We start from the raw sequence: 15,216 nt of genomic DNA on the forward strand, positions 1-15,216 counted from the left end.
CGCAGCCGCGCGGCCATGACGGCGCCCGTCGACGGCGCCGCGACCGACAACATCCAGGAGACTTCAATGTTCCGCACTTCCTTGCTGGCGCGCGCCGCGCTGGCCGCCTGTCTGCTGCCGGCCTTGCCGGCGGCGCACGCCCAGTCTTTCCCCTCGAAGCCGATCACGTTGGTGGTGCCGCATTCCGCGGGCGGCACTTCGGACATCCTGGCACGCACCGTTGCGGCCGAGGCCGCCAAGACCTTGGGCCAGACTATCGTCATCGACAACAAGGGCGGCGCCAACGGCACCATCGCCGCCAAGCAGGTGGCCACGTCCGCGCCGGACGGCTACACGCTGCTTTTGGCCACCGCCAGCACGCACGGCATCAATCCGTCCTTGTATTCGCGGATTTCCTATGACGCGGTGAAGGACTTCACGCCCGTGACGCTGCTGGCCACGGTGCCCAACGTACTGGTGGTGGGCAAGCAGGTGCAAGCCGCCAATGTGCAGGAGCTGGTGTCCTACATCCGGTCGCAGGGCGACAAGATCAACATGGGCTCGGCCGGCGCGGGCACCCCCGGCCATCTGGCCGGCGAGATGTTCAAGAGCGCCGCCAAGCTCCAGTTCACGCACATCCCCTACAAGGGCGGCAGCCCCGCCATCACAGACCTGATCGGCGGGCAGATCGACTTCATGTTCACCACCATTCCCGGCGTGCTGCCGCACGTGAAGGCCGGCACGCTGCGCGCGCTGGCGGTCACCTCGCCGCAGCGTTCGCCCGCCATGCCGGATATTCCCACCATGGCGGAATCGGGCCTGCCCGGCTTTCAGGCCGTGTCCTGGCACGGCATCGTTGCGCCGGCCGGCACGCCGGACGCGGTGGTCGCCACGCTGAACCAGGCGCTGAGCGGTGCGCTGGCCGCTCCGGCCGTCAAGCAACGCCTGATGGAAGAGGGCGCGCAGGCCTCCAGCCTGAACACGGCGGCGTTCGGCGCCTTCATCCAGAGCGAGATCGCGGCCTGGGCCAAGGCGGTCAAGGATTCGGGCGCCACGGCCAACTAGAACTTGTAGCGCAGCTGCGCCAACACGTTGCGCGGCGCGCCGTAGTAGACGGAGTTGTAGTTGCCGATGCCGGAGTAGTAGGTCTTGTCCAGCACGTTGTTCAGGTTCACCGTCACGCGCAGGTCCTTGTTGAAGTCATAGGCCGCCATCAAGCCGAAAACGCCGTAGCTGTCCTGCGTGAAGCGGCGGTTGGCGCCATTGACGGTCTGCGAGAAATAGGTGCTTCCCTGCCAGAGCATGTTGCCGCCCACCGTCAGGCGGTGCCAGTCTCCCGGCAGGCGATAAGTGGTGGCAAGCTTGAACAACTGCTCGGGCTGGGTTGTGCTGACGCGTTCGCCTGCACGGTCGCGCGACCGGCTATAGGTGTAGCCGGCATGCAGTTGCCAGCCGGGCAGCAACTCGCCGGATACCTCCAGTTCGATGCCCCGGGTAGTTACGCCGGGTACGGCGATATAGGCGGTGCCGCCAGTGGGCGTCATGGCGCCGCTGGGATCCAGTTCGGCGACGTTGTCCTGCTTGAGCTGGAACAACGCGACGCTGGCGTTCAGGCGGCCGTCCAGGTATTCGCCCTTGGCTCCCACTTCCACGCTCTTGCCCGTCATGGGATCCAGCTGGCGATTGGATGCGTCGAAGTTGAAGGCCTGCGGCTTGAACACGTCGGTGTAGCTGGCATAGACGGTGTGGTAAGCGTCCACATCGAATGTGACGCCGGCATACGGAATGAACTTGTTCTTCACATCGGTGCCATAGTTGCCGCGAAAGCCGCTGCTGAAGACGGAATTCTGTTCCCAGCGGTAGTCGGTCAGCCGTCCGCCCAGGATCAGCGCGAATCGGTCGGTGGGGTGTAGGACGGTGGCGCCGTAGAGGATCTTTTGCGATACCTCGATATCGTGGTCGAGCAGACGTTTGTAGACCGTGGGCTTGAAGCTGTTGTTGTTCCAGTTGAAGGCGTCTTTGATGATCGTGTCGCTCAGGCCGTCGTCGCGTCGCGACGTTGAGTGCGTGCGCGCGGCGTTGTAGCCGAACACCAGGTCATGGCGGCGGCCCAGCAGCGAGTACGTGCCGGAGGCCTGCACGTCCACGCTGTTCTCGCGCGAATCCGTATCGAACAGGCTGGCCTGGCCCAGGCTGTGGCTGATGCTGTGCGTCTTCGCGTCGATGAATGAACTGCCCATCCCGGCGATAAGCTCGCTGGAGGAATAATTCCGATGCCCCGCGGCCAGCTTCAGTTGCCAGTCGTTGTCGAAGGTATGCGTGACGTCGGCGAAGTAGCGGGTGGTCTCGTGATTGCGCCAAGTCCACTTGTCGGCGGGATTGGTCGAACGCGAGAAGCTCGCCTGCCGGCCGTCCGAGTAGAACGCGGGCAGGTGGATGTTGGATGAGGCGTCGTTCTTGTTTTTTTGATATTCGATACCCAGCGTTGCCGTGGTGCGCGGCGTGATGTCGGCTTCGACTATGCCGTAGAGCACGTCCTCGCGGGTTTTCGTGTACTCGATGAAGCTGGCGCTGTCGTTCACCGCGGCGATCATCCGGCCGCGGATCCTGCCGTTCTCGGCCAGCGAGCCGCCCAGGTCCAGTTCGCCCCGGTACTGATCCCAGGACCCGGCGCCGGCGGTGACGCTGCCCTGGAATTCGCGGGTGGGCCGCTTGCGGATCAGGTTGATGACGCCCGAAGGATAGCCGGCGCCATTGACCAGGCCCGTGGCGCCCTTGAGGATCTCGACGCGGTCGTAGATGACCGAGCTGCTGATGCTGTAGTTGTCCCGCACGTTACCGCCGTCGCTGGACAGGCTGGGCAGGCCGTCGAACTGGAAATTCTGCAGCTGGAAGCCGCGGGAATAGAAAGCGTAGCCTTCGGAGTTGCTGCGGCTGACGACGACGCCTGGCGCTTGCTCCAGCGCGCCGGCAACGGTGACAATGCCCTGGTCTTCCATCTGTTGGCGCGTGATGACCGTGACGGACTGCGGCGTTTCGCGCAATGACAAGCGCATGCGCGTGGCGGAGTTGGATTCGGGTACGGTATAGGAACCCGTGCCTTCGCTGGGCGGGATGAGGCTGCTGGCCGTGACCATGACCGGTTCCAGGGAGGCCACGGCGCCAGCTGGAGGCTGCAGACGCACGCTCAGCACCCCCGCAGGGGTGACGACGAGTTCCAGGCCCGTGCCCGCCAAGGCCTGCCGGGCCGCGGCTTCGGCGCTCAGCGAGCCGCGCACCGGCGCGGCTTGCTTGCCTGCGACAAGTTCGGCGTTCGCCGAGATGGTGCGGCCGCTATGCAGCGAAATCCGGCTCAGCGTGTCCGCCAGGGGCGCGGCTGGCAGGTCGTAGGACTGTGCGGCCTGATGCGCGGGGGCGGCGTCCTGCGCAATGGCGGACTGCGGCAGCGCGCAAGCGCTGAGGGCGACGGCGACTAGCGCTGCGCTGCGGCTCAAGGGGAAATTCATGATTCAAGATGTCCGGCAAAAGGAGATTTCGGTTGCGTCACAGGTAATGACGGATACCGGACCTCAATCCCCTCATCGCCGCGCGGGCCACGCGATTGTTTTTGTTATGCGGCGTCCACCAGCGTCAGCCATGGACCGTAGCGACGGACCTGTATCGGCAGGGTTTCGCTCAGGGCCAGCAGGGTCTGGCGCGGGGCGTCCAGCGGGAATACGCCGAATACGCGCAGCTCGGCGGCTTGCGGCGACAGGCGGATCACGCCGGGCTGATAGGCGCGCAACTGCTCTATCACTTCTGCCAGGCGGGCGTCGCGCACACTGAGGATGCCGCTGCGCCAGCTGGCCTGCGCGGCGCCGTCCCGTTGCCACGCGCGATTGTGGTCGAAGGCCGCCGTGCCGGCTTGCGGCAGCGTCAGGGCGGCGCCATGGTCGGGCTGCAGCGTAAGCATGTTCTCAAGGGCGCTGGCGACGGCGTAGGAATCGAACTGGTTCACAGCCAGATGCGATTGGCCGCCGGTCACGGCGCCGTACCGGGTTTGGACCACGAAGGGCCGTATGTCGGAGCGGGCCTCGGCATAGAGTCCGCCCTGGCGCAGCACGACGGTGCGTCGCAAGTCGTCATAGCGGACATCGACGGCCGAACGCGCGTTCAGCGTCAGCGTGGAACCGTCTTCCAGCGCGTAGGTCTGCCGTTCGCCGGTGCGGGTGGAATAGGTGGCGGACAGTCCGGCAAGCGGAATGTAGCGGTCGGCCATCAAGGCGCCGGCAGACACGCCGGAGAACACCATCGCCAGCTTCAGCACGCGGCGTCTGTCCAACCCGCTGCTTTGCAGCAGGGCGGCCCGCGCGGCGCGGGCGGGGCCGGGCGCCGCTTCTGCCGCTCCTCGCAACTGGGCCAGGGGCTGGCGCATGATGCCGTCCACCTCGGCCCAGGCGCGCGCGTTTTCCGGATGGCTGGCGAGCCAGCGCTCGAAGCGCTGGCGGTCGTGGTCCGTGGCCTTGCCGGATGTCAGCAGCACGATCCAGTCAACGGCGCGTTCCATCAGCGCGTCGCGGGCGGCGCGGGGCGCGGAGACACCGCTCATGCCAGATCGGCTGCGCGGCGCGAGGCGATGCAGTGCAGAAAGGCGCGCTTTACATGACGCTCCACCGTCGCCAGCGACAGGCCCAAGGCCTGGGCAATGGCTGGGTGCGTCATTCCGTCCAGCCGGTTCAGCAGGAAGGCATGCTTGACCGGCACGGGAAGGCCGTCCAGCAGGCGATCGATCTCCATGACCGCCTGCTTCAGCATCAGCAGCGTCTCGGGGGATGCCATGACCGGCTCCGGCTCCTGCGACAGCGCCTGCAGGTAGCGGGCTTCGACATCGCGCGTGCGCCATAGGTCGATGGTGAGCCGGCGGGCCAGGGTCAGCAGGTAGGCGCGCGGTTCGGAAGGGACGACGGCGTTGGGTGAGACGAGGACGCGGAAGAATGTGTCTTGCGTGAGGTCGGCGGCGTCTGCGCGGTTGTTGACGCGCCGGTTCAACCAGCCTAGCAGCCAATCATGATGTTCCGCGTAAAGCCGGTGGACGTTCTGGTACGCGAGGGAGTCCATGGATGGCGAGGCGGTAAATGGATGTTAATAAGAATAACACTCATTTATAACGTGAATCGCCGCCCAGGACAACGGGACTAGCCCGCCAGCAGCTTGCCCAGCGTCGCCATGCCTTGCTCCATCTCCGGATTCCAGGGATGCCCGGCGTTCAGACGCAGAAAATTGCCGAAGCCGCCGGATGCCGAGAACAGCGGGCCCGGCGCGATGCTGATGCCGTGTCCCAGCGCGGCGCGATGGACCTTGAGCGTGTCGATGTGCGCGGGCAGCTCCACCCACACAAAGTAGCCGCCCAGCGGCCGCGTGGCGCGCGTGCCCTTGGGGAAGTAGCGGGCGATGGCTTGCAGCAGTTCTCCTTGCTGCTGGGCCAGCGCCTGGCGGAATTGCCGCAGGTGGCGGTCGAAGCCGCCTTTTTCCAGATAGGCGGCGATGGCCGCCTGGGTCGGCGCGGCGGTCGCCAGGCTGGTGGTGAGCTTGTTGCGCATGATGCGGCGCGTGTAGCGGCCGGCGGCCACCCAGCCCACCCGGTAGCCCGGCGCCAGGGTCTTGGAGAACGAAGAGCAGTGCATGACGATGCCGTCGCGGTCGTAGGCCTTGGCCGGCCGCGGGCGTTGTTCGCCGAAATACAGCTCGCCGTAGACATCGTCTTCGATCAGCGCCACGTCGTGGCTGGCCAGCAGCCGCACCAGCGCTTCCTTTTTGTCGTCGGGCATGAGGCTGCCCAGCGGGTTCTGGAACGTGGTCATGAGCCAGCAGGCTTTGGGGCGGTGGCGCAGGATGGCCTGCTCCAGCGCCTGCAGGTCTATGCCTTCGCGCGGATGCGTGGCCACTTCGATGGCGTGCAGGTGATTGCGTTCCAGCGATTGCAGCGCGGCGTAGAAGGTGGGAGATTCCACGATGACCGCGTCGCCGGGCTCGGTGACTGCCGCCAGGCTGAGGTTCAGCGCGTCCAGCGCGCCGTTGGTGATGATGATGTCGTCCACCGGCACCGACATGCCATCGGCCAGGTAGCGCAGGGCGATGGCGCGGCGCAGGGCGGCATCGCCCGGACTGAGGTCGTCGATCGAGCCCCAGGGATCCAGGCGCTGCACCGTGGCTGCCATGAACTTCGCCAGGCGTCCGTAGGGCAGCAGCGAGGGGTTGGGAAAGGCCGAGCCGAAGGGCAGCATGTCGCGGCGCAGGGTGGCGTTAAGCACCTGCAGCACGTTGTCGCTGACGTCCACTGGATGGCGTCCTGCGCTGGCGCTGGACAGGCCGTCCAGCTCCGGCAGCGTGGCGTGCGGCGCGCGCAGCACGTAGTAGCCGGAGCGGTCGCGCGCGCGGATCAGGCCGCGCGCTTCCAGCAGGTAATAGGCCTTGAACACCGTCGACGGGCTGACCCCGCGGCTGGCGCTGGTCTGCCGTACCGAGGGCAGGCGGTCGCCCGCCTGCAGCAGGCCCGATCGGATCGAGGCGGTGATTTCTTCTGTCAGCCGTTCATAGCGCTTCATGGGGCGGGTCCGTTTGCGTGGGTCGTTTCAGGTCGACATGCCGATGGATCTCATCACCAGGCGCAGCGCGTAGGCCGCCACGCCCAGGGCCGCGACACTGCATGCCCAGATCATCGCCAGCCAGAGCAGCCGGCTGCGCCACGTGGGCAGGGAGGGTTGGGAGCCGTTCATCAGTGGAACTCCTCGCCGAGACGCACCTTGCCCCGGAACACGTAGTACGACCAGGCGGTGTACATGAGAATAATCGGAATGATCGCCAGCGCTCCCACCAGCGCGAAGCCCAGGCTTTGTGGCGGCGCGGACGCGGTCCAGATGGATACGTCAGGCGGGATGATGGCGGGCCAGATGCTGATGCCCAGGCCGCTGTAGCCCAGGAACAGCAGCGCCAGCGACAGCACGAAGGGGCCGGCATTGGGCATGCCCTTGACGCGGCGGATGAGATCGAAGCCGGCCACGGCGACCAGCAGCGGCACCGGCAGGAACCAGAACATATTGGGCAGGCTGAACCAGCGCTGCGCGATCTGCGGTTGCGCCAAGGGCGTCCAGACGCTGAGCGCCGCGATCACGGCCAGCAGCAGCAGCGTGAGCGGACGGGCGATGTCGCACATGTGGCGGTGCAGGCGGCCCTCGGTCTTCATGATGAGCCAGGTGCAGCCCAGCAGCGCGTAGGCCACGACCAGTCCCGCGCCGGTGAAGAGCGAGAAGGGGCTGATCCAGTCCCAGGGGCCGCCCTGGTAAGCGCGGTCCACCACCGGGATGCCTTCGATGTAGGCGCCCAGCGTCACGCCCTGGAAGAACGTGGCGCACACGGAGCCGAGCACGAAGGCGCGGTCCCACAGCGGGCGGTGATGCTCGTCCGCCTTGAAGCGGAATTCGAATGCCACGCCGCGGAAGATCAGGCCCAGCAGCATGAACACCAGCGGCAGGTGCAGCGCGCTCAGGATCACCGAATAGGCCAGCGGGAACGCCGCCATCAGGCCCGCGCCGCCCAGCACCAGCCAGGTTTCGTTGCCGTCCCACACGGGCGCCACGGTGTTGACCATGACGTCGCGTTCCTCGCGGTCGGAGATCAGCGGAAAGAGGATGCCGATGCCCAGATCGAAGCCATCCATGATCACGTACATCATCACGCCGAACAGGATGATGACGGCCCATACCAGTGCAAGGTCGATGCCCATGGCCTCAGACTCCCGAATGCTTGCGTTGCGCGGGCTCGATGCCCGCCAGGGTGGAGGCGGCCGACAGCGGCCGCGACGGTTGGCGCGGTTCGCCCGGGCCGCCCGACAGCGGCGCGTGGCCGGGGGCGGGGCTGGGGCCCATGCGGATCAGGCGCAGCATGTACGAGACGCCGGCGCCGAACACCAGCAGGTACACCACCACGAACAGCGCCAGCGTCAGCGTCAGTTCGCCCAGGCCGTGCGGGGTGGCGGCGTCGGCGGTGCGCATGACGCCATACACCACCCAGGGCTGGCGGCCGATTTCCGTCACGTACCAGCCGGCCAGGATGGCGATCAGCCCGGACGGTCCCATCCACAACGCGAAGCGGTGCAGCCAGCGCGATTCGTACAGCCGGCCGCGCCAGCGCGACCAGGCCGCCCAGAGGGCCAGCGCGATCATCAGCATGCCCAGGCCCGCCATTACGCGGAACGACCAGAACACGGCCGTGGCGTTGGGCCGGTCTTCGGGCGGATAGGACTTCAGGCCGGGGAACTGGCCGTCCCAGCTGTGCGTGAGGATCAGGCTGCCCAGGCGCGGGATATTGACCGCGTAGCGCGTTTCCTCGCGCTCCATGTCGGGGATGCCGAACAGCGTCAGCGGCACGCCCGCGCCGGGCTCGTTTTCCCAATGGCCTTCGATGGCCGCGATCTTGGCGGGCTGGTGCTTGAGCGTGTTCAGGCCGTGGAAGTCGCCCACCACGGCTTGCAGCGGGGCCACCAGCAGCAGCATGCCCATCGCCATCGCGAACATCTTCTTCACGGCGGGGCTGCGATCGCCGCGCAGCATGTGCCAGGCGCCGGAGGCGCCCACCATCAGCGCGGTCGCCAGGAAGGCGGCGATGCCCATGTGCGCCAGGCGGTAGGGGAAGGACGGATTGAAGATCACGGCCAGCCAGTCCGTGGGCACCACGCGGCCGTCCAGGATTTCGTAGCCGGCGGGTGTCTGCATCCAGCTGTTGGACGCCAGGATCCAGGTGGCCGACACCAGCGTGCCCAGCGCGACCATCACGGTCGAGAAAAAGTGCAGGCCCGGCCCCACGCGCGACCAGCCGAACAGCATCACGCCCAGGAAGCCGGCTTCCAGGAAGAAGGCGGTCAGCACTTCGTAGGCCAGCAGGGGCCCGGTGACGCTGCCGGCGAAATCGGAGAAGAAGCTCCAGTTGGTGCCGAACTGATACGCCATCACCAGGCCGGACACCACGCCCATGCCGAAGTTGACGGCGAAGATCTTGGTCCAGAAATGGTAGAGGTCGCGGTAGACGGTATTGCGCGTGCGCAGCCACAGGCCTTCCAGCACGGCGAGGTAGCTGGCCAGGCCGATGGTGATGGCGGGGAAGATGATGTGAAACGAGATGGTGAAGCCGAACTGTATTCGGGCAAGCAATAGCGCGTCGCTATCCATGGCGGTATTCCTGACTTCTTCGCCAGCGCGCCTCAACCGCCACAAGACGGCGTGCGCTGACGGGTGTTTGACCTACACCGTGAAGTTAGAGCCGCAGCCTGAATCAGTACAGATTCAGAGAGTGAAGAAAAAAGCGGATCAGTTTGGGTGGCTTGCAGGAAAAAAACCCGCTTTTCATAGGGAAAATAACTGTGCTGCAAGTCATGCGAAGACCGTGAAGTTACAAAAAAAGCAGCACAGAAAAGGCGGGTGCGTCCCCTGATACGCTCGTTCCGAGTACGCAGCCCGCCAGGCCGGCGCCTAGGACGCGCAGGCGCGCGCCGCTTCGTCGATCAGGCCGGCCACTTCGCCGGCGCGCGACGCGAGCGAGGCATGGCTGGCGTCCAGCGTGATGGTCTTGCGAGTGTTCAGGCGCGCGGCCATGCGCGTCTGGTTTTCGGGGGCGATCATCCGGTCCTGGCTGGATATTTGGTACCAGGACGGCTTGCTGCGCCATGCGGGGACGGACACCGTTTCGCCGAAGGCGCTGGCCAGGGGCGCCTTTTGCGTGACGGCCATGACCAGGCCCTCGTCGGCGGACAGGTCCTGGCAGAAGCTCTCATGGAACTTGTCGGCGCGCAGCCAGAGATAGCCGTCGCTGTCGGGCGCCAGGTTGGGCGCGGCCGCGGGCAGCATTTCCTGCGTGATGCCGCCGGGGCTTTCTCCCGCGTCCGGGGCGAAGGCGGCGATGTACACCAGGCCGGCCACGTTGGGCTGGTTGCCGGCTTCGGTGATGACCGCGCCGCCGTACGAATGGCCCACCAGCAGCACGCGGCCTTTCTGCTGCGCAATCATCTTGCGCGTGCGTTCGGCGTCGCCGGCCAGGGAGGCCAGCGGCATGTCGACGGCGTGCAGGTCTTGATAGCCCTTGCGCGCCAGTTCCAGGATGACGCGGCTCCAGTGGGCGGCGCCGCCCCAGAAACCGTGCACAAGAATGATGCTGGGTTTGCTGCTCATGATGCGGCTCCTTCCTCGGAATGGAGCAACGATCATGCGCCGGCCCAGCCGCCGCCGCCACTTTTTTTTGCAGCGTTTCCGGCGCGGTTACAGCGGACGCGGGGCGGGCGCGATGGCGGCCGGGCGCTGGGCGCGCTGGCTCAGCCACACGCTGGCGACCACGATCATCATGCCGGCGATCTGCGCGGCGCTCAGTTGCTGCCCCAGGATGCCCCAGCCCAGCAGCACGGCGGTAATGGGGCTGAGAAAACCCAGCGACGACACCACGGCGGGTTCCAGCCGCGCCACGCCCCGGAACCAAAGCACATAGGTCAGCGCCGCGCCGATCAAGCCCAGGTAGGCGATGCCGGCCACGTTCAGCGCGGTGAGCGGCGGCAGGGCGGGTTCGGCGGCGAACGCCAGCGGCGCCAGCAGGATGCCGCCCGCCGTCAGTTGCCAGGACGTGAAGGTGAGCGCGGACACCGGCGGCTGCCAGCGGCGGCTGAGCACCGTGCCCAACGCCATCGAGGCGGCGCTGATCAGCCCGGCCGCAATGCCCACCGGGTCCAGCGCGGCCTTGGGCGTCAGCACCAGCAGCGCCACCCCGCCCAGGCCGCCCAGCGCCGCCAGCACCGACAGGCCGCGCACGGGCGTGCCCAGCAGGCTGCGCGCCAGCAGGATCACCACCAGCGGCTGGATCGCGCCCAGCGTGGCGGCCACGCCGCCAGGCAGGCGGTAGGCCGCCACGAACAGCAGGGCCCAGAAGACGGAGAAGTTCAGCGCGCCCAGGATGAAGGCGCGCAGCCACCAGATGCCTTGCGGCAGCTGGCGCACGATCATCAGCAGCAGGAAGCCGGCCGGCAGCGCGCGCAGCATGGCGACCGTCAGCGGGTAGTCCTGCGGCAGCATCAGGGTGGTGACGACATAGGTGCTGCCCCAGATGGCGGGCGCCAGGGCAGTCAGCAGCAGATCGGAACCGCGGTTCATGGTCATGCTCCGGCAAGGGTTCAGGCAAGTTCGAGCACGTCGCGGACGGGGCGGCGCGGCTTCTGCGGCCAATTGCCTTCCTGCGCGTAGCCCATGGCGACCAGCATGACCGGCACCTCCTCCTGGCGCAAGCCGAAGGCCCGGGCCACGCCGGCGGCGTCAAAGCCGGTCATCGGGCTGGCGGCCAGGCCTTGGGCCTGTCCCGCCAGCATCAGGGTGGAGGCGCCGAAGGTGGCGCTGCGCACGGCCTCGTCGCGCCGGGTCTGCGGCGAGTCGGCGTAGAGGCGGCTGGCCGCGGCTTCCCAGGACGGCACCATGGCCGCCGGCATGAAGCCCGCGTCCACCGACGGTTGCAGGCGGTCCGCCATCCAGGCGGCCTGGGGCAGCACGCCCAGCACGATGAACGTCACCGCCGATTCGCTCACCTTGGGCTGGTTCCACGCCAGTTCGCGCAGCCGGCGCTTGCCCTCCTGGCTGCGCACGGCGATGAAGCGCCAGTTCTGCAGATTGAAGGCGGTGGGGGCGCGCGTGGCCCAGGCAATCAGGGTATGGATGTTGTCGTCGTCCACGCCGCGGGCGGGGTCGAAGAAGTTGGCGGAAATGCGTTGCGCGATTGCGTCGGTCAGGGCGTGGTTCATGGCTGCCATCCTTGGGATTTGCTGAGATTGCCGGCTCGCCACATGCGCGCCGTCTCCATGTCCACAGGCTAATTGAATCCTTGTTTGGCGATAATATCCGATTCAATGGCAATATCATTCACCAACAGTGAATAATCTATGGATCATCTGACCGCGCTCAGGGTCTTCCGGCAAGTGGTGGAGCGGGGCGGCTTCGCCGCGGCGTCGCGGCAGATGGGCCTGTCGCCCGCCGCCGTCAGCAAGAACATCGCCGAACTGGAAGCCCACCTGGCGGCGCGCCTGCTCAACCGCACCACCCGCCGCATGAGCCTGACCGAAGCCGGTGCGCGCTACTACGAACAGGTGGCGCGCATCCTGGACGACCTGAGCGAAGCCGAGCAATCGCTGGGACCCTTGCAGCAGGCGCCGTCGGGCACCTTGCGGGTCAGCGCGCCCATGTCGCTGAGCCTGGTCCGGCTGTCGGCCGCCATGCCGCGCTTCCTGCAGCGTTATCCGCAGGTATCGCTGGACCTCAACCTGGAGGACCGGCGCATCGACATCGTCAAGGAAGGCTACGACCTGGCGATCCGCGGCACCGACCGGCTGGAGGATTCCAGCCTGGTGGCGCGCAAGCTGATGACGCTGGACCACGTGCTTTGCGGCGCGCCGGCCTACTTCCAGCGCCATGGCGTGCCGGCCTCGCCGCTGGCGCTGCGCAACATGGAGCGAGTGCAGTTCACGTTGTCTGGCCACGCGGACGAATGGACCTTCAAGCGCGCGGGGGAGACCGAACGCGTGCCGGTGCGGGGGCGCTACAGGGTGAGCTCCAGCCTGGCGGTGCGCGATGCCTTGCGCGCCGGCTTCGGCGTCAGCCTGGTGCCGCGCGTGTACGTGCAGCAGGACCTGGACAGCGGCGCGCTGCAGGCCGTGCTGCAGGACTGGAAACCCGACGAGACCTGCGTGTACGCGGTGTATCCGTCGCGCCGCCACATGGTGGCCAAGGTTCGCGCCTTCGTCGATTTCCTGCTGGAAGAGCTGGGCGCGCCGCGGGAATGAGCCGCGGCGGCCCCTTGCCGCATCAATACATGTGCTGGCCGCCGTTCATGGCGACATTGCTACCGGTCATGAACGCCGCGGCGTCGCTGCAGATGAAGGCTACCAGCGCGCCGATCTCTTCCGGGCGGCCGAGCCGGCCCAGCGGGATCTGCGGCAGGATCTTCTCCTTCAACACCTCTTCGGGCACGGCCTCCACCATGCGCGTCGCCAGGTAGCCGGGCGACACGGTGTTCACGGTCACGCCTTTCCTGGCCAGCTCCAGCGCCAGGGATTTGGTGAAGCCGTGGATGCCGGCCTTGGAGGCCGCGTAGTTGGTCTGGCCGAACGCGCCCTTGCTGCCGTTGACCGACGAGATGTTGACGATGCGGCCCCAGCCCCGGTCCGCCATGGCGCCGCATAGCGGCTGCGTCATGTTGAACATGGAATCCAGGTTGCCGCGCAGCACGTCCGTCCAGTTTTCGTAGCTCATCTTGCGCAGGCTGGCATCGCGGGTGAGGCCGGCGTTGTTGATCAGGATGTCGATCTGGCGGCCGTCTTCCTCAAGGCGCCGCGCCAGCGCCTGGCACGAGTCGTAGTCGGCCACGTCCACCTTGTACATGGCGTAGCGGCGACCCTGGGCCGCCTCCGCGTCCACCCACGCCCGCGCGGCGTCTTCGCTGGAGTGGTAGGTGATGATGACTTGGTGGCCGGCATCGTGCAGGGCGCGCGCGATGGCCTGTCCAAGGCAGCCGGCCCCGCCGGTGACGAGCGCAGTGCGTTCAGCCGTCATGATGGGACCCCGGTTGGCTGGCGTCGCGCATGGCCGAGCACGCCGAGGCCATCTGGTTCGACAGCGTCTTCCAGATCTGCGCCATGGGCGTGTCTTCGATACCCATGGCGCCGCCGGTGGCCTGTTTCAGCCAGCCGCGCATCGCTTCGCTCATGCCGGCGGCCAGGGTGGCTTGTTCTTCGAGCAGCGCGTGGGTGATGGCCTGGCTGGCCTCAAGCTGGCTTTGCCATTGCTTGCGCGTCATCTCGCCCAGCGCGGGGGCGATTTCTTGCCAGTTGCCGGATTGTTGCAGAGGCGCCAGCGCGGCCATGTATTGTTCCGCGTTGCCGCCGGCCAGGCGGCGGCCCAGTTCAACCCAGCGCTGCTGGCTTTCCTGCGCAAGCTGCGCCATGCGCTGGCAGTAGGCGGCATTGGCGCTGGCGAGGCCCTGAGGCGTGGAGGCAGTGGTTTTCTTCATCATCCGTCCTTCTAAGAGAGTGGTAAGGGGTAACGAACACACAGGCCTCAAGCCATCTGGCTGAGGGTCTTGCGAAAGCGCGCCAGCGAGAACGCGAACAGGACCGAGCCTATCAGCGCCAGCGCCAGGAAGGGTTGCCACACGACGCTCAAGCCTGCGCCGCGGTAGAGAATGGCCTGGCCGAGTTCCACGAAGTGCGTGGTGGGGGCGGCCAGCATGATGTCCTGCACGAACTGCGGCATGCTTTCGCGCGGCGTGGTGCCGCCCGACAGCATTTGCAGGGGCAGCAGCACTAGTACCAGCAACATGCCGAACTGCGGCATGCTGCGCGCAAGCGTGGCCATGAATATGCCCATGGAGGTGGTCGCGAACAGGTGCAGCGCCGCCCCGACCAGGAACAGCGCCACCGATCCCTCGATCGGTACTTGCAGCAAGCCGCGTACCACGAAAGTCAACGATAGCCCAGCAGACGCCAACACCACCAGCCCCATTGACCAGACCTTGGCGACCATGATCTCGGTCGGCGTCACCGGCATGACCAGCAGGTGCTCGATGGTGCCGTGCTCGCGTTCGCGGATCAGCGCGGCGCCGGTCAGGATGATGGACAGCATGGTGACGTTGTTGATGATCTCCATCAGCGCGCCGAACCAGGCCTGGGTCAGATTGGGGTTGAAGCGCATGCGCACCGCCAGCTCCACTGGCAGTTCGGTGGGCGCGCGGTAGCGTTTGACGAACTCGTTGATCTCGTCGCTGATGATCTGCTGGATGTAGCTGCTACCCGTGAACGCCTGGCTCATGCGGGTCGCGTCCACGTTGAGCTGGATTTCGGCGGGCCGCCCGGCCAGCACGTCGCGCTGGAAATTAGGCGGAATGTTGACCGAGAAGGTGTAGCGCCCCGCGTCCATGCCGGCATCGGCCTCGGCCGAAGTCGTCACCTCCGGCGGCGTGAAGTGCGGCGGATAAAAGGCCGACGTGATGCGCGCGGACAGGGGCGATACGTCCTCGTCGACCACGGCGATGGGGGCGTTGTGCAGGGTTTCCGGCACGGCCGTGGCGGCGGTGTAGATCATCAGCGTGAACGACACGAGGATCAGGATCAGCATCATCGGATCGCGCGCCAGGCTCCACAGCTCCTTCACGCCCAGGCGGTAGATATTGGCCAGGTGCCGCATC

Annotated in this window: 15 protein-coding genes; 2 read left to right on the top strand and 13 right to left on the bottom strand. The window is 66.8% G+C overall.

Annotated elements, in window-relative coordinates; translation table 11 throughout:
* Nucleotides 1-66: 66 nt before the first annotated feature.
* Nucleotides 67-1,044, top strand: coding sequence for a Bug family tripartite tricarboxylate transporter substrate binding protein (locus tag NGK62_RS15850; protein WP_118931439.1), 978 nt, complete (start codon nucleotides 67-69; stop codon nucleotides 1,042-1,044).
* On the opposite strand, the gene NGK62_RS15855 is transcribed toward NGK62_RS15850, so the two are convergent.
* The 10 genes from NGK62_RS15855 to NGK62_RS15900 form a co-directional block, all read right to left on the bottom strand.
* Nucleotides 1,041-3,485, bottom strand: a complete 2,445-nt coding sequence (locus tag NGK62_RS15855; RefSeq protein WP_251879141.1) for a TonB-dependent siderophore receptor — start codon at nucleotides 3,483-3,485, stop codon at nucleotides 1,041-1,043. The genes NGK62_RS15850 and NGK62_RS15855 overlap by 4 nt on opposite strands.
* 104 nt (nucleotides 3,486-3,589) lie before the next feature.
* Nucleotides 3,590-4,567: a DUF4880 domain-containing protein gene (locus tag NGK62_RS15860; protein ID WP_251879143.1), complete on the bottom strand. Its 978-nt coding sequence runs from the start codon at nucleotides 4,565-4,567 to the stop codon at nucleotides 3,590-3,592.
* Nucleotides 4,564-5,076, bottom strand: coding sequence for a sigma-70 family RNA polymerase sigma factor (locus NGK62_RS15865; RefSeq protein WP_059371279.1), 513 nt, complete (start codon nucleotides 5,074-5,076; stop codon nucleotides 4,564-4,566). Before NGK62_RS15865 ends, NGK62_RS15860 begins: the two co-directional genes overlap by 4 nt.
* 77 nt (nucleotides 5,077-5,153) lie before the next feature.
* Nucleotides 5,154-6,563 carry an aminotransferase-like domain-containing protein gene (locus NGK62_RS15870; protein WP_251879145.1) on the bottom strand — a complete coding sequence of 470 codons (1,410 nt, stop codon included), beginning with the start codon at nucleotides 6,561-6,563 and terminating at the stop codon, nucleotides 5,154-5,156.
* A gap of 27 nt (nucleotides 6,564-6,590) precedes the next feature.
* A complete protein-coding gene (locus NGK62_RS15875) occupies nucleotides 6,591-6,734 on the bottom strand; it encodes a DUF2474 domain-containing protein (protein ID WP_118931402.1) in 144 nt (47 codons plus the stop codon).
* Complete coding sequence (cydB, locus tag NGK62_RS15880; RefSeq protein WP_251879148.1) at nucleotides 6,734-7,741, bottom strand: cytochrome d ubiquinol oxidase subunit II; 1,008 nt, start codon at nucleotides 7,739-7,741, stop codon at nucleotides 6,734-6,736. The genes NGK62_RS15875 and cydB overlap by 1 nt, the downstream gene beginning before the upstream one ends.
* 4 nt (nucleotides 7,742-7,745) lie before the next feature.
* Nucleotides 7,746-9,182, bottom strand: a complete 1,437-nt coding sequence (locus tag NGK62_RS15885) for a cytochrome ubiquinol oxidase subunit I (protein ID WP_054452023.1) — start codon at nucleotides 9,180-9,182, stop codon at nucleotides 7,746-7,748.
* 300 nt (nucleotides 9,183-9,482) lie between these two features.
* Nucleotides 9,483-10,178, bottom strand: coding sequence for an alpha/beta hydrolase (locus NGK62_RS15890; protein WP_251879150.1), 696 nt, complete (start codon nucleotides 10,176-10,178; stop codon nucleotides 9,483-9,485).
* Between the two features lie 87 nt (nucleotides 10,179-10,265).
* A complete protein-coding gene (locus NGK62_RS15895; RefSeq protein ID WP_502802967.1) occupies nucleotides 10,266-11,144 on the bottom strand; it encodes an EamA family transporter in 879 nt (292 codons plus the stop codon).
* Nucleotides 11,145-11,164: 20 nt separating this feature from the next.
* Nucleotides 11,165-11,782, bottom strand: coding sequence for a nitroreductase family protein (locus tag NGK62_RS15900; RefSeq protein ID WP_187523952.1), 618 nt, complete (start codon nucleotides 11,780-11,782; stop codon nucleotides 11,165-11,167).
* A gap of 138 nt (nucleotides 11,783-11,920) precedes the next feature.
* Here NGK62_RS15900 and NGK62_RS15905 point away from each other — a divergent pair, with 138 nt between their 5' ends.
* Nucleotides 11,921-12,817, top strand: a complete 897-nt coding sequence (locus tag NGK62_RS15905; RefSeq protein ID WP_251879154.1) for a LysR family transcriptional regulator — start codon at nucleotides 11,921-11,923, stop codon at nucleotides 12,815-12,817.
* Nucleotides 12,818-12,839: 22 nt separating this feature from the next.
* On the opposite strand, the gene phbB is transcribed toward NGK62_RS15905, so the two are convergent.
* Genes phbB through NGK62_RS15920 form a run of 3 tightly spaced genes read right to left on the bottom strand, consistent with a single transcriptional unit; the run spans nucleotide 12,840 to nucleotide 15,215 of the window.
* Nucleotides 12,840-13,586 carry an acetoacetyl-CoA reductase gene (gene phbB, locus NGK62_RS15910; RefSeq protein WP_118931399.1) on the bottom strand — a complete coding sequence of 249 codons (747 nt, stop codon included), beginning with the start codon at nucleotides 13,584-13,586 and terminating at the stop codon, nucleotides 12,840-12,842.
* Nucleotides 13,576-14,043, bottom strand: coding sequence for a hypothetical protein (locus NGK62_RS15915; protein ID WP_306635455.1), 468 nt, complete (start codon nucleotides 14,041-14,043; stop codon nucleotides 13,576-13,578). Before NGK62_RS15915 ends, phbB begins: the two co-directional genes overlap by 11 nt.
* Before the next feature lie 47 nt (nucleotides 14,044-14,090).
* Nucleotides 14,091-15,215: an ABC transporter permease gene (locus NGK62_RS15920; protein ID WP_059371289.1), complete on the bottom strand. Its 1,125-nt coding sequence runs from the start codon at nucleotides 15,213-15,215 to the stop codon at nucleotides 14,091-14,093.
* Nucleotide 15,216 lies beyond the last annotated feature (1 nt).

Origin of the sequence: Achromobacter sp. Marseille-Q4954, from assembly GCF_943737025.1 — a bacterium.
GTDB lineage: Bacteria > Pseudomonadota > Gammaproteobacteria > Burkholderiales > Burkholderiaceae_B > Achromobacter > Achromobacter bronchisepticus_A.

What these genes read in the sequence shown, in the direction of transcription:
- NGK62_RS15850 (WP_118931439.1), top strand. Translation starts at nt 67, where the DNA reads ATGTTCCGCACTTCCTTGCTGGCGCGCGCCGCGCTGGCCGCCTGTCTG.
- NGK62_RS15855 (WP_251879141.1), bottom strand. Translation starts at nt 3,485, where the DNA reads ATGAATTTCCCCTTGAGCCGCAGCGCAGCGCTAGTCGCCGTCGCCCTC.
- NGK62_RS15860 (WP_251879143.1), bottom strand. Translation starts at nt 4,567, where the DNA reads ATGAGCGGTGTCTCCGCGCCCCGCGCCGCCCGCGACGCGCTGATGGAA.
- NGK62_RS15865 (WP_059371279.1), bottom strand. Translation starts at nt 5,076, where the DNA reads ATGGACTCCCTCGCGTACCAGAACGTCCACCGGCTTTACGCGGAACAT.
- NGK62_RS15870 (WP_251879145.1), bottom strand. Translation starts at nt 6,563, where the DNA reads ATGAAGCGCTATGAACGGCTGACAGAAGAAATCACCGCCTCGATCCGA.
- NGK62_RS15875 (WP_118931402.1), bottom strand. Translation starts at nt 6,734, where the DNA reads ATGAACGGCTCCCAACCCTCCCTGCCCACGTGGCGCAGCCGGCTGCTC.
- cydB (WP_251879148.1), bottom strand. Translation starts at nt 7,741, where the DNA reads ATGGGCATCGACCTTGCACTGGTATGGGCCGTCATCATCCTGTTCGGC.
- NGK62_RS15885 (WP_054452023.1), bottom strand. Translation starts at nt 9,182, where the DNA reads ATGGATAGCGACGCGCTATTGCTTGCCCGAATACAGTTCGGCTTCACC.
- NGK62_RS15890 (WP_251879150.1), bottom strand. Translation starts at nt 10,178, where the DNA reads ATGAGCAGCAAACCCAGCATCATTCTTGTGCACGGTTTCTGGGGCGGC.
- NGK62_RS15895 (WP_502802967.1), bottom strand. Translation starts at nt 11,144, where the DNA reads ATGAACCGCGGTTCCGATCTGCTGCTGACTGCCCTGGCGCCCGCCATC.
- NGK62_RS15900 (WP_187523952.1), bottom strand. Translation starts at nt 11,782, where the DNA reads ATGAACCACGCCCTGACCGACGCAATCGCGCAACGCATTTCCGCCAAC.
- NGK62_RS15905 (WP_251879154.1), top strand. Translation starts at nt 11,921, where the DNA reads ATGGATCATCTGACCGCGCTCAGGGTCTTCCGGCAAGTGGTGGAGCGG.
- phbB (WP_118931399.1), bottom strand. Translation starts at nt 13,586, where the DNA reads ATGACGGCTGAACGCACTGCGCTCGTCACCGGCGGGGCCGGCTGCCTT.
- NGK62_RS15915 (WP_306635455.1), bottom strand. Translation starts at nt 14,043, where the DNA reads ATGAAGAAAACCACTGCCTCCACGCCTCAGGGCCTCGCCAGCGCCAAT.
- NGK62_RS15920 (WP_059371289.1), bottom strand. Translation starts at nt 15,215, where the DNA reads ATGCGGCACCTGGCCAATATCTACCGCCTGGGCGTGAAGGAGCTGTGG.